The organism is Bacillus sp. AFS037270, assembly GCF_002585305.1.
Map to the genome: position 1 here is coordinate 278,422 of NZ_NUNF01000014.1, position 13,281 is coordinate 291,702.

Below are 13,281 nucleotides of genomic sequence, written 5' to 3' on the forward strand. Positions count from 1 at the left end.
GGCTCACCGCTTAAAGCGAAAATTAAGATGCCTCTTATCTATTAATCTGTTATTAAGGACCTAGTAAATTCCTACTTTTGTACTGTTCAATTAAGGGGAATAGGAAGCCATTTAATTTTAAAAATGTGATAAACTTACAATAAGTTTTTTGATTTTATCAACATCCAATGAGGTATAAATTGTGAATGAATCAAATTTTTTAATAGATAAAGAAATTGAAATCGAGCTGCAAAAAGCGATTGAACAGAACCAGTTTTCCCTCCACTATCAGCCGAAGCTAGATTTGAGAACAGGTGAATTAGTTGGAGTAGAGGCGTTAATTAGGTGGAATCACCCTAGATGGGGAATGGTTTCACCAGAAAGTTTTATTAGGATTGCCGAAGAGACAGGTTTGATTATCCCGATTGGAGAATGGGTTCTACTAGCTGCTTGCAGGCAAATGGTAAATTGGCAACATGAAGGTTTTTTCACAGTGGTCTCTGTCAATCTATCACCAAAGCAGTTTAGTAACTCAAATATAGTTAAGACGATTGAAGAAGTTCTGAAAAAAACAGGACTTGACCCGCACTATCTAGAGTTGGAATTAACCGAGAGTTTAAAGTCTGATATGGAGCATACCATTTCATCCTTACAACAACTGAAGCAGCTTGGAATTTCTATCAGTATTGATGATTTTGGAACAGGATATAGTTCCTTAAATTATTTAAAGGAATTCCCGATTGATACATTAAAAATTGACCAGTCTTTTGTAAAAGAACTTCATCACCAACCGAATGATGAGGCGATTGTTAAAACGATTATCTCCATCGCTCACAATTTAAACTTAAAGGTTGTGGCGGAAGGAATCGAAACAAAGGAACAGCTCATATTTCTCCAACAGCACTTGTGTGATCAGGGGCAAGGATATTTCTTTAGTAAACCTATGCCGGCGACTGAGTTAAAAGAAAAACTTTTTGAGGTTCAACAAGTTGTAAATCAATACGGTATGCCCGAGGGTACAAGGAATCGTATCTGGTATGAGGAGCTGCTGAATCAAGCGAAAAAAGAGTTAGAAGATACCGTTCGAATGCAACAAGGAATGATCTTTAAGTATAAAAAAATAGGCGGGAAATTTGTCCATACCCTCTGTGATGGCGATTTACTTTACCGGATGGGATTGACCCCTGCTCAAGTGGTAGGGAAAAGACTAGATGAATTTCTCCCTATGGATATTGCCTTGAATAAAACCCCGTACTACCAGAGGGCGTGGGATGGGGAAGAACATGTTCATTATGAGGACGAGTTTAATGGCATTGTATATCTAGCTAGTTTACGCCCTATTAGAAAAGGCGGAGAGATTATCGAGGTCATTGGGTCGTGTGTTGATATAACCGCTCGAAAGCAGACAGAGATCTCTCTACGAGAAAGCGAGTCAAGGTATCGCCTTATAACGGAGAATATGAGTGATATCCTTATGTTGTTGGATAGCCGTGGGAAGATTTTATATGCATCTCCTTCACTTGGCAGGGTACTTGGGACCCCAACAAAATCCTACGAGGGAGGGAGCTCATTCCGTTTAATTCACCCCGAAGACAGGGATGAAGTCATGAGACGATATCAGCAAATCCTAAATAAGAACCCCTACACTCGAATGGAAGCGCGTTTTTTACATGCAAATGGAAACTGGGTCTTAATTGAGGGCATCGGTACACCTGTGTTCGGCAGTCATGGTGAAATAAACCATTTTATTATCGTGGGACGCGATATTACAGATAAAAAAAGAACAGAAGAGCAATTAGCACAATCAGAGAAATTAGCCATAGTAGGAGAACTAGCAGCCGGTGTTGCGCATGAAATTCGAAATCCGATGACATCCATAAAAGGATTTATCCAGCTGTTCCAGCAAGGGATCTATAAGCCGGAGTATTTTAACGTTATTTTTGAGGAATTTCAACGGATTGAGGATATCCTTCAAGAATTTTTAAACCTGGCTAAACCACAACCATTCAAATTGAAAAAGTCTGACTTGAGATCCATTCTTCAAGATGTTGTGACCTTGCTTCGTCCAGAGGCTAATCTGAAAAATGTTCAAATCTATCATGAATATGACCATCTGCTCCCACCCATTATGTGTGATGTTAATCAAGTCAAACAGGTTTTTATTAACATCATTAGAAACAGTATGGAAGCTATGGTGAATGAAGGTAGTATTCAAATTGTTGGAAGTTTAGAAAATAAGCATGTCCTTATTAGTATTATCGATAATGGCATGGGGATAAGTGAAGACCGTCTCAAAAGACTGGGAGAGCCGTTCTATAGCAATAAAGAAAAAGGGACCGGTCTTGGTTTAATGTTATGCTTTAGAATCATCAGACAGCATAATGGGACCATTACTATAAAAAGCATAGAGAATAAAGGAACAACGGTTGAGGTTAGGTTTCCTAAGATGCACGGGGACGGTTCTCATGCTTCCGAAGCATGAGAACCGTCCCTTTGCTTACAATCTGGTCTGCTCATCTTCATCTGTTCTATTCACCATGCCCTATAATGGAGCAAAAGGGGGAATAGTTTTGGTTATTATTGGTTATTTATTTATGTGTTTGATTTTTAGTACGACTTTTCTGGCCATCAAGATTGGGATTGATGCAGGTGTGCCGCCATTTTTATCGGCAGGACTCCGTTTTTTTATAGCCGGTTTCATTCTATTTGCGTTGATGGTGATAAAAAGAAGGGCCACTCTTGGTTTGTTTTTTCGTAAAGAGATGCTGCTCTCGGGGATTGGATTAACATTTGGTACGTTTGCAACTTTATATTGGGCAGAGCAGTTCGTCCCATCCGGAACGGCAGCCGTCTTATCAGCCACAGGGCCGATGATGATCCTGCTCATCCAAACCTTTATTTTAAAAATGAAGGCTGATTCAAGTTCCTTTATTGGATGTTTGGTAGGAATCGTGGGAGTTTTTCTTCTCCTTTTACCGAGCTTTACTTTTCATATGGCTACCTTTGTGTTGGTGGGTTGTCTTTTAATTATCGTAGGTGAGGTCTTTTATGCATCAGGAACGATTTATTCAAAAAGAGTAATCAATCAGTTTGATCAGGTATCCCCGATTGCTTTGAATGCGGCTCAAATGATGCATGGCGGAATCCTGTTGATGCTCTTGTCTTTTGTGACGGAAGATATTCATTGGGATGCTATGGTAAGTCCGGCAGCGATTGGCTCTTATCTTTATTTAATTGTGTTTGGCTCTATGCTAGGTCATAGTCTCTATTACTGGCTTGTATCAAAAACAAATCCGGTTTTCCCTTCGACTTGGCTGTTTGTTTCCCCGATTCTTGCGATGCTGCTAGGAGTGGTTTTTTATCATGAAACACTTTCCTGGGTATCCGGAATAGGTGCATTAACAATTATCCTTGGAACCATCATCATTTCACTGCCAAATTTGAGATCATATCTTAAAGGTCCTATAAAAACAAGGGAAACATCCGGCGTAAAAAATAGTTAGAAAAATAAAAAGGCTGTTCTCCTGAAATTGGAATTCAAGTGACAGCCCTTTATTTTACTCTTTAGGAACGCAAGCCCAAACCGAAACACTTCCTCCGTTAACCGGGAAAGTCGCATATCCATCTTCTTCGATGATAATTTGCTCATCCCTTGAGTTCGTCAGGTCTACCCACGTTTCGCCAGCCTTTCTCTCGCCAACGTACATTCTTTTCTCACCATCATCTCCGTTGGAAATGACAACAGCACATCCGGAATGCTTAAAATTTTTAACACCCAGCCGAACCCAGCCAATCGTATTTGGATGGTCGAAGTAATCTTGTTGTTCTCCGTAGGCTTTATGGTAGCGGGCAAAAAGCAGAGAATCGAGGATTTCCTTTTTTCCATCTGCCGGCTCTGGGCCTTTGATTCCATAATAATCTCCATAGAAGAGACATGGATATCCATCTTTTCGAAGGAGAATCAGTGCATAGGCACTAGGCTTAAACCAGTCTTGGACCCACGATTCCAAGGATTCATGGGGTTGGGTGTCATGATTATCAACGAAGGTAACCGCATGCTCGGGGTGAGAACTTACAAGGGTTTCTTCAAAGATCCGGGTTAAATCAAAGTCTCTTCCTTCATTGGAGGCTTGGTTCAGCTTATAATGTAAGGCGACATCAAACAAAGAAATATTATGGTCAACGTGGTCAAGGTATTTCTGGCATGCCTCTAGGTCGTGTTTCCAAAATTCACCAACTATATAAAAATCCTCACCTCGATGATTTCTCAGCTCCTGAACAAACTCGTGAATAAACTCATGATTAATATGCTTGATGGCATCAAGGCGATACCCATCACAATCAAGGTTATCGGCAAGCCATTTGCCCCATTTGATCATTTCTTTTTTGACTTCAGGATGGTTATAGTCAATATTCGCAAACATCAGATAGTCATAATTGCCAAATTCTTGATCGACATGGTGACTCCAATCCTTACCTTCTCCAAGGATTTTATAGATTCCTAGATTACCTGTCTTTTCGTCACAATCGGTTCCATTGAAATGTTCAAACCCCCATTGAAAAGAAGAATATTTTCCCGCACGTCCTGGGAAGGTAAACTTTGTCCACCCTTCGATTTCAATGGGTTCAGATATTTCTTCTGTCCGGTTCTCCTGGTTGACTTCAACGGCTTTAAAAATTTGAGTTTCGTCAGCACCTGCCTTATGGTTCATCACTACATCTACATAGACTTTAATACCAAGATTGTGGCATGCGGATATGGCTTCGATTAGTTCCTGTTTCGTCCCATACTTTGTCCGGGTGGCTCCTTTTTGATTGAATTCACCCAGATCATATAAATCGTATGGAGCATAACCATTATTCTCAGGTGAGGACGCTTTTGTCACGGGAGGTATCCAAATAGAGGAGATGCCTTGTTCTTTTAATTGCGGGGCCATTTCCCTCAGACGTGTCCAATGAGTGCCATCCGGTTCTAGATGCCACTCGAAAAATTGCATAATTGTTTTGTTTCTTTCCATGCTCTGCTTCCCCCTAGTCATCAAATCATCAAGTATAGAATGTTTACCCAGTTAGACACCAGGTTAATCCAGGGGAGAAAGGGGAGCACTGGGGAGCACGGGGACGGTTCTCATGCTTCCGAAGCATGAGAACCGTCCCCGTAATTCTGTGATTCCGCAAAAAAACCCAGTCTTAAACTAATCAAGTCTGCGAACTGGGCATCTGTTTTTATGGTTTTAGTACAACTTTGATACAATCTTCTGTTCTGGTATCGAATACTTCATATCCATGTTTGGCTTGGTCTAGTGGAAGGACATGAGTTACGACGTCACTTGGGTCAACTTTTCCGGATGCAAATAAATCGTATAAGAAAGGCATATATGGAATAACAGGTGCTTGTCCCATTTTTATGTCGATATTTCGCTGGAATAAATCCCCGAGTGGGAAAGCGTTATAGCGGCCGCCATATACTCCAGTTACTTGTATAGTACCGCCTTTTCGAACCGCCTGACTGGCAATTACTAACGCACCCATTGCTCCACCATGCAACTTTAGTCCGCTTGCCAGAAACTCCATCGGTGTCCACTTTCCATCCATTCCGACAGCATCAATGACGATGTCAGCTCCGCCTTTGGTGATTTCTTTTAGGTATTGACCCGTGTTTTCATGCTGTTCAAAATTGACAATCTCCACGTTGTTGGTCCGTTTTGCATGCTGCAAACGGTAGTCAATATAGTCAACGGCAATGACCCGTTTAGCTCCTTTATACCAAGCGAATTTTTGAGCTAATAAGCCAACGGGACCACAACCTAGTATGATAACAGTATCTCCATCTTTCACCCCTGCATGGTCCACTGTCCAATAAGCTGTAGAGGCAGCATCCGCCATCAATACAAGTTTTTCATCTTCCACTTCACAATTTTCAGGGATTTTAAATGGAGTAAAGTTTCCATAAGGAACCCTCATATACTCCGCTTGTCCTCCAGCATAACCGCCAGTTAATTCTGAATATCCAAAGAAACCGCCCATGTCACCATGAGGATTAGAGTTATCACATTGGCTGGTTAGGTCATGCTGACAATACCAGCAAGAGCCGCAGCTTACATTAAAAGGGATGATAACTCGATCGCCTTTTTTTAGGTTTCGGACATCCGGTCCTACTTCCTCTACGACTCCCATTGGTTCGTGCCCAATGACAAAGTCCGTAGGCATACTTGGAATCATTCCATGAATTAAATGGAGGTCCGATCCACAGATAGCGGAGGATGTAATTTTTACAATGATATCATCTGAGTTTTTAATAGTGGGATCTTTAACCTCTCTAACTTCCACATTTTTGATCCCTTGGTATGTTACAGCTTTCATCTAAGTATCCCTCCTTTTATTGGTTTGGTGTAGCGAACATGCCGCCTCTGTCTGTGTCATTAGGGAATAGCGTCATTTGAGCGATTTGGACAGCTGTCTCTGCCCCTTTTAGGTCAATTGGGAACTGTTCTTTAAAGTTATAAGGATGGAGCCATTTATTCTTCATCATCAGTTCACTAATCTCCCCATGTAAATCAATGGCGGCTTCTAATTGTTTCATTAGTACTCTTCTTAATTCAGGGTTGGTCGTTTCAGTAATAGCAAAACCATAATTGCGAATCCCATTTTTTACGGATAGTAAAAAATCCATTGCAAATGTGGAATCCGCTAAATTTGGCATGCCTTCCGCATTTCGCGGGTCTAGATAATCTTTCATTTTTTCACCTCCAGTTTAATGAATAATTTGGCTTTGTTTATAAAATGGGAGTAATTCATTTATATCCTGTATTGATTGCTTTACATCCTTTTCCATGAGTTGTTTTAACTCATTATTAAAGCAAATACCTTGCATTAACTTGGACCTGAGCAAACATACTGTCTTAAAATTGATGATTTCATGTGTTTCTAATGTTTCATGTAAGGCTAATTTTTCCTGATCCATTTACTCACCTCCATTTCTTAACATAGGTATTTTCTCCATTCATCTTTTTGTTTTATGCGAGGTTTTATGTAATAACATAGAATTAATATTCTATTGATGAAATCAATAAAAAATAATGAATATTAGTCCCTGCTTAATGAAAATATAAGAGGGCAAAATACAATACTAATGGAGTGAATGGCATGGTAAAATACTTAGGATTGCATGAGACTCTTGATCTTCATGAATTGATTACCTTTAAAAACCTCTGCTTGACGAAATCAACGACGATGGGGGCATTAGTACAGGATCCAGAACTAAAAACCATACTTACAAATGATGCAGCTGCTGGACAACAGCATATTCAACAATTACAGCAATTATTAACGAATCGGGAGGCCCAATAATGAATCAATTTATTCAAAATATGGTGGGGATGGGCGGGATGACCGATCAGGTAATCGCCACCGACTTTTTAATGGCGGCTAAATCTGGGGTTCGAAACTACACAGTTGCTCTCACCGAAGCGGCTACTCCAGAATTACGAACGGCTTTAAGGGAACAGTTAAGAGATGCCATTCAAACCCATGAGAATATTACCAATTATATGATTGCAAAGGGGTACTATCATCCACATGAGTTGAGTGAGCAGCTGCAGGTTGATTTGACTGCCGCAAGCACAGCAACAAACCTTGCACAAAAAGTAGCAGAAAAATAGATTTACTCCACCGTAAAGAAACTCCCCTTCTAACAAAGATGGGGAGTTTCTTCACTTTATTGATGACAGTCTAGTGTGAAGGTTTTAATTATTTAGATAAATCACAAAAAAACTATTGAATAGCAACTAGATTTGGGTGTAAACTTTTAAACTATATGATAAAAAGAAGGAATGTTCATCTAAATTGAAGAAGCTATTACTCTTATTTTCAACAGTGATAATCGTTAGTTCTTTAGGACACCAAGCGAAAGGTGGATATAAAGACCTGCGTAGAACCCGAATTAGATCTTTTCATCTTCACATGCAAAATAAACATTTTTATTAGTTTAAAAACGTCCACAAAGGCCAACGGTTAAATGTGAAGATTATTTTGAACTAAAAAAGATGCCCCTAAAAGTTATACTTTTGGGACATCCATTGATTACTATTAATTAACAGCCACTTTTTTAGAACTCGTTGGCCAAAAATACCCGATAATCGCACCAACTACAGCTGGTAAGATCCAGCCAAGCCCAATACTGTAAAGCGGTAAATACTCAATATAGGCAGCTTTAATTGATTCGAACAATGCATTAGTCGCTCCTGGTAAGCTGGCTGCTAATGTGCTGTAACCGTCGAAGAAACTAACACAAAAAGTAAGGAACATAGACGCAGCATAGACACTTTGCTTATGTTTGAATAATGAGGAGCCGAGCGCCAACAAAATCAGAACAATCGCTAAAGGATACAATAACATTAGTACCGGCACTGCAAATTGAATAATATTGTTTAAGCCAAAGTTGGCGATAATAAATGATACCAGGCATAGGATTAGTACGAACATTTTATAGCTTACTTTTGGAAAAACACTATTGAAAAATTCACTGCACGATGTAATGAGCCCAATGCTAGTTTTTAAACATGCTAGTACGATAATAATCGCAAGTAAAATCGCACCGAATGGTCCGAAATAATGCTGAGCAACCTTAGCAAAGATCAACCCGCCATTATCAAATGTACCGATGGTCGATACGCTTGATGCCCCCATATAGGTGATGAGGCCGTAAATCAGCATCATTAGTGCCATAGCGAAGATACCTGATTTCCAAGTTGCTTTCGCAATCGTCTTCGTGTCGGTGATGCCTTGTCCCTTAATGGCATTGATGACAACGATCCCGAAAGCTAGTGATGCGAGGGCATCCATCGTATTATATCCTTCTTTAAAGCCCGTAATAAAAGCCAATCCGCTATAGTCACCTGTCGGCTTATCGAAGTGTCCCATCGGCTTGACGATCGCAATAATAATTAAGAAGAATAAAAATACTAAAAATGCCGGTGTTAGATATTTTCCGATATAGTCGATGATTTTCGCTGGATTTAATGAGAAGTAATAAACGATCGCAAAAAATAGAAAGCTAAAGATTCCGAGATATAAACTGGTGTGCTCTGGATTAATAAATGGTTCGAAACCAACTACAAATGGTACGGTTGCTGTACGCGGAATTGCGAAAAATGGTCCAATGGTTAGGTACAGAGCCATTGCGAAGACGACGCCAAATACCGGATGGACACGGCCTGCTAAGTCACGTAGTCCGTTACTTCCGGATAAACCAAAGGCCAAAATCCCCATAAACGGTAGGCCTATTGCTGTAACTAGGAAGCCGATTAAAGCCGGCCAAAAGTTTGTTCCGGCAAGCTGTCCCATTTGGATTGGGAAAATTAAGTTACCTGCACCAAAGAACATTCCAAACAGCATGGTACCGATGACTGCATAGGTTGAAAAGGATATTTTTTGTTGCATTATATGTGCTCCTTCTTGTTGAATTTGATTCATTTTAACACCTTTTTTAGTAGTAAGCTATAGGAGTTGCTGACAAAAATCTTTCCTAATATATTATTTCGAAAAATTATTGACAGAATAATAATTCAAATTCTATAATACAGAACATACTTGAAATTTGGAACTACTTCTTTAAAATTTACATAATTGAGCAATGAAGGGAATATTAGTAGTGCTTATCTCACTGTTTTTAGAGAGCTGATGGAAGGTGCGAATCAGTACAAAGATAAGGATGAACTTCGATCCCAGAGCATCTTTTTCGAAATAAAGTGGACTTTATGAGGGAAAGACGGTCGATGGACCGTTAACAAAGTCGAGAGGCAGACTTTGTCTGCAACTAGGGTGGTACCGCGATAAAAAGTCGTCCCTACTGATTTGATCAGTAGGGACTTTTTGTATTTGTTGGGCGATTTTCATTGCCGAAGGGAGTGCCCGGCTACCCATCGCGGTAAATGAGCGACACTTTAAAAAGTTATATTAAATAGGAGGAAACTATATTGGAATTACAAAAAAGATTATTGCCTCGGCATATCCGATTAATGGCAATCGGGGGAGCGATTGGCACAGGTATATTTAAAGGGACATCGGAAACCGTATCGATTGCGGGGCCTGCTGTTATATTTTCCTATCTTTTCGCAGGAATATTGCTGCTTGTTGTCATGAGTGCCATTGCCGAAATGGCGATTGCCTATCCTGGGCTGAATATGAAAGGATTTATTCGATTAGCATTTGGAGCTAGAGTTTCCTTTGTCATTGGGTGGCTGTACTGTTTCATGTGGCTCACCGTTTGTGTGATTGAGGTAATAGCAGCAGGAAGCTTCCTGCAGTACTGGTTTCCTTCGATGTCTTTATGGTCATTAAGCTTTATTAGCGCTATTTTTATTGTGGCTATCAACTTTATGAATGTTAAGAAGTACGGAGAGTTCGAATTTTGGTTCGCAGGTATTAAAATTACCATGATTGTTTTATTTATTATCCTAGGTGCAAGTATTTTGTTTGGGATTATCCCGAGCAATGAAACTCATTACCTACAAAACTATTCGCAGCACCAGGGGTTCTTTCCACACGGCTGGTCAGGCGTGTTCTCTGCCCTATTAATTGTCATCTTTTCTTATGGTGGTTCAGAACTGATTGGTTTGACGTTAACTGAAACAAAGGATGCCGAAAAGGTATTACCTAAGGTAATTAAAGGAGTCATTTGGAGGATTGTGATATTCTATACAGTCCCTATCCTGATTATTTGTGGGTTAATTCCGTGGGATGAAGTCGGCAATCAGGATAGTCCGTTTGTCCAAGTGTTATCTGCGGTTGGTTTTCCTGGTTCTGCCCATATCATGAACTTTGTCCTTATTACCGCAGTATTGTCTGCTGCAAACTCAGGTATCTATGGCTGTACTCGGATGTTATATTCCTTAGCAGCAGAAGGGGAAGCGCCGAAACAGTTTTCATTTGTGGCTAAGAACGGGGTGCCGGTATACAGTGTGATCTTGAGTGCTGTCGTTCTTGTCGGGGGGACGTTTGTTGCGTACTTTTCACCAGACCGTGTGTTTGGGTATTTGATGGCAATACCAGGATTTACAGTTTCATTGGTTTGGATTGCGATCTGTTTAGCACAGGTCAAGCTTCGTAAAACATATAACAATCTGCCGCATTTTCATGTATGGGGATTTCCTTACGTGACGGGATTTACGGCTATAACGCTAATTATTAGTTGTGTGGCATTTGCGTTCAGCGAGGGAAACCGATTAAGTATTTTTGTTTGTTTAGGCATTCTGCTAATTTTAGTAATTTGCTCGGTTATGGCTGGTAAAAAGCAGACTAATCTTAGAGTTTAAGAAAAAAGTCGGTGAATTAACTTTAAAAGGTCTCTATCAAAGTTGATAGAGGCTTTTAATATAGGCTATTATCCTTGTGAAAAATTTTTGTATGTAACTATAAAAATGGGAAAAGTACTCGACACAAAAAAAGGACCCCTTTTTAAAGGAGTCTATAAAACTATAAAATTGATTAGGTTAAATCTTCTCCGTTCGTTTCAATAACCTTTTTATACCAATGATAACTATCTTTTAATATACGTTTCTTGCTGCCATTGCCATAATCATCTTGATCAACATAAATGAAACCGTAACGTTTAGACATTTCCGATGAGGAGCAGCTGACAATATCGATAGGGCCCCAAGCATAGTAACCACGTAAATCGACCCCGTCTTTGATTGCTTCCTTCATTTGTTCGATGTGTGCGCGAAAGTAGTCAACACGGTATGGGTCATGAATTTCACCATTTTCTAATTTATCATAGTATCCCACACCGTTTTCTGTGATGTAGATTGGACATTGATATCTATCGTAGAAGAGGTTAAGAAAAGTTCTCAAACCAACTGGGTCGATTGACCAGCCCCACGGGTTTGCATCTAATTGTGGGTTACGATGTTCTTGATTTCCATTTGCATAACTTTCGGCATCGCACATCCGAGTGTAGTAGTATGAGAAGGACATAAAGTCTGCCGTATTTTTTAGTGCTTCTTCATCACCCTCGCCAAATTCCACTTTAATGCCAATATCGTCAAAATATCTGAATGCATAGCCAGGATAGTACCCACGCAGCAATACATCTGAAAAGAAGTATTCCATTTGATTATGACGAACCGCAGCTAATACATCTTCTGGTTTTGGACTGGCTGCATAAGTTGGTCCACCACATAACATCATGCCAATGTGTAAATCTGGATAGTTGTCATGAGCATATTTTGTGGCATGTCCGCAAGCAACCATTTCATTATGAACACCTTGATATTTTGCCTGAAGAAGGTTATCGACTTTATCTTCTGCAATACCTAAATGGTTAAAGGACTCATGCACAATTAGGTTAATTTGGTTGATGATAATCCAATGTTTCACCTTTTCGTGGTAACGGTCAAACAAGACCTTGCAAAAACGATTGAATAAATCGATCAGTTCACGAGAATACCAGCCTTTGTAAGCTGTTGTTAAGTATAAAGGCATTTCATAGTGTGAGATGGTAATCATCGGAACCATTCCATTTTTTATAATTTCATCAAATAAATCATCGTAGAACTGTAGTCCCGCTTCATTCGGTTCTAATTCATCCCCCTTAGGGAAGATGCGTGTCCACGCAACGGAAGTTCGAAACGTTTTAAGTCCCATTCCGGCTAATAATTTCAAATCTTCTTTGTACGTATGATAAAAGTCGATGCCCCAGCGTTTAGGAAAAATACGGTCGGTGCTATTTAAAGCTTCTTCAATGTATCGGCTATCAATTTCTAGATTTGACTTTTTCTCAATCGGAATGTCGGCGCGATATTCGTTAATATCCGCTACGCTTAATCCTTTTCCATTAATGTCATATGCACCTTCCGCCTGATTAGCGGCAATAGCGCCACCCCATAAGAAACCTTCAGGGAAACCTGTTGGTACTTTATTCATGGTCGTTCTCCTTTTCTGCTTTTTCTAATTTTGCTAACCTAGCATCATACATTTCGAAAATCTTAATCATTCGTTTGGCGATGTTAATCTCACTATAAATCGTCATTAATGTATCTTGTGCATGGGCAAAGAGGACGGAATAATCACCTTTTTCACCTTGTGTTTCTTCGGATATGGCATCGGTTTGAATACGGTGGGCCTTAACGATCTCATCATTTGCTCGTTTCATCTCTGCTTTGGCTTTTTCAAAATTACTTGTTTCAATGGCTTTTAATACATTCATACAATGAACCCTGGCATCTCCAGCATGGAGTATGATTTGCATGGCATTCTCAGCAGTTTTTTCAGAAATCATATTTTCAAATCTCCTCAGAATCA

The 13,281-nt window shown here is 39.8% G+C and carries 12 protein-coding genes and 1 other annotated feature; of the genes, 5 read left to right on the forward strand and 7 right to left on the reverse strand.

Annotated features, from left to right (window positions below; genetic code table 11):
* Positions 1–181: 181 nt before the first annotated feature.
* Both COD92_RS07995 and COD92_RS08000 read left to right on the forward strand, forming a co-directional pair.
* A complete protein-coding gene (locus COD92_RS07995; RefSeq protein WP_098996127.1) occupies positions 182–2,461 on the forward strand; it encodes an EAL domain-containing protein in 2,280 nt (759 codons plus the stop codon).
* 88 nt (positions 2,462–2,549) lie between these two features.
* Positions 2,550–3,482 carry a DMT family transporter gene (locus tag COD92_RS08000; RefSeq protein WP_098531230.1) on the forward strand — a complete coding sequence of 311 codons (933 nt, stop codon included), beginning with the start codon at positions 2,550–2,552 and terminating at the stop codon, positions 3,480–3,482.
* Positions 3,483–3,536: 54 nt separating this feature from the next.
* On the opposite strand, the gene COD92_RS08005 is transcribed toward COD92_RS08000, so the two are convergent.
* The 4 genes from COD92_RS08005 to COD92_RS08020 all read right to left on the reverse strand — a co-directional run bounded on the left by COD92_RS08005 (position 3,537) and on the right by COD92_RS08020 (position 6,943).
* Positions 3,537–4,997: an alpha-amylase gene (locus COD92_RS08005; RefSeq protein ID WP_098531229.1), complete on the reverse strand. Its 1,461-nt coding sequence runs from the start codon at positions 4,995–4,997 to the stop codon at positions 3,537–3,539.
* Between the two features lie 208 nt (positions 4,998–5,205).
* Positions 5,206–6,342, reverse strand: coding sequence for a zinc-dependent alcohol dehydrogenase (locus COD92_RS08010; RefSeq protein ID WP_098531228.1), 1,137 nt, complete (start codon positions 6,340–6,342; stop codon positions 5,206–5,208).
* A gap of 16 nt (positions 6,343–6,358) precedes the next feature.
* The gene (locus tag COD92_RS08015; protein WP_098531227.1) at positions 6,359–6,718 is read right to left on the reverse strand and encodes a spore coat protein; all 360 of its coding nucleotides are present in this window, start codon (positions 6,716–6,718) and stop codon (positions 6,359–6,361) included.
* Between the two features lie 15 nt (positions 6,719–6,733).
* Complete coding sequence (locus COD92_RS08020) at positions 6,734–6,943, reverse strand: spore coat protein (RefSeq protein ID WP_098531226.1); 210 nt, start codon at positions 6,941–6,943, stop codon at positions 6,734–6,736.
* A 182-nt stretch (positions 6,944–7,125) separates the two neighbouring features.
* Between COD92_RS08020 and COD92_RS08025 the strand changes: the two genes are divergently transcribed.
* Together COD92_RS08025 and COD92_RS08030 are read left to right on the forward strand one after the other, a co-directional pair.
* Complete coding sequence (locus COD92_RS08025) at positions 7,126–7,329, forward strand: hypothetical protein (RefSeq protein WP_098531225.1); 204 nt, start codon at positions 7,126–7,128, stop codon at positions 7,327–7,329.
* The gene (locus tag COD92_RS08030) at positions 7,329–7,640 is read left to right on the forward strand and encodes a spore coat protein (protein WP_098531224.1); all 312 of its coding nucleotides are present in this window, start codon (positions 7,329–7,331) and stop codon (positions 7,638–7,640) included. Before COD92_RS08025 ends, COD92_RS08030 begins: the two co-directional genes overlap by 1 nt.
* Positions 7,641–8,067: 427 nt before the next feature.
* On the opposite strand, the gene brnQ is transcribed toward COD92_RS08030, so the two are convergent.
* Complete coding sequence (gene brnQ, locus COD92_RS08035) at positions 8,068–9,420, reverse strand: branched-chain amino acid transport system II carrier protein (RefSeq protein ID WP_098531309.1); 1,353 nt, start codon at positions 9,418–9,420, stop codon at positions 8,068–8,070.
* Positions 9,421–9,604: 184 nt separating this feature from the next.
* Positions 9,605–9,831 (forward strand) — a binding site (T-box leader).
* A gap of 167 nt (positions 9,832–9,998) precedes the next feature.
* Between brnQ and COD92_RS08040 the strand changes: the two genes are divergently transcribed.
* On the forward strand, positions 9,999–11,294 hold the full coding sequence (locus COD92_RS08040; protein WP_098531308.1) for an amino acid permease: 1,296 nt from the start codon (positions 9,999–10,001) through the stop codon (positions 11,292–11,294).
* Positions 11,295–11,466: 172 nt separating this feature from the next.
* Here the strand turns inward: COD92_RS08040 and COD92_RS08045 are convergent, their stop codons facing one another.
* Entirely contained in the window at positions 11,467–12,903 is a 1,437-nt protein-coding gene (locus tag COD92_RS08045) for a glycoside hydrolase family 1 protein (RefSeq protein WP_098531223.1), read from the reverse strand.
* The gene (locus COD92_RS08050; RefSeq protein ID WP_098531222.1) at positions 12,896–13,258 is read right to left on the reverse strand and encodes a PTS sugar transporter subunit IIA; all 363 of its coding nucleotides are present in this window, start codon (positions 13,256–13,258) and stop codon (positions 12,896–12,898) included. The genes COD92_RS08045 and COD92_RS08050 overlap by 8 nt, the downstream gene beginning before the upstream one ends.
* Positions 13,259–13,281 lie beyond the last annotated feature (23 nt).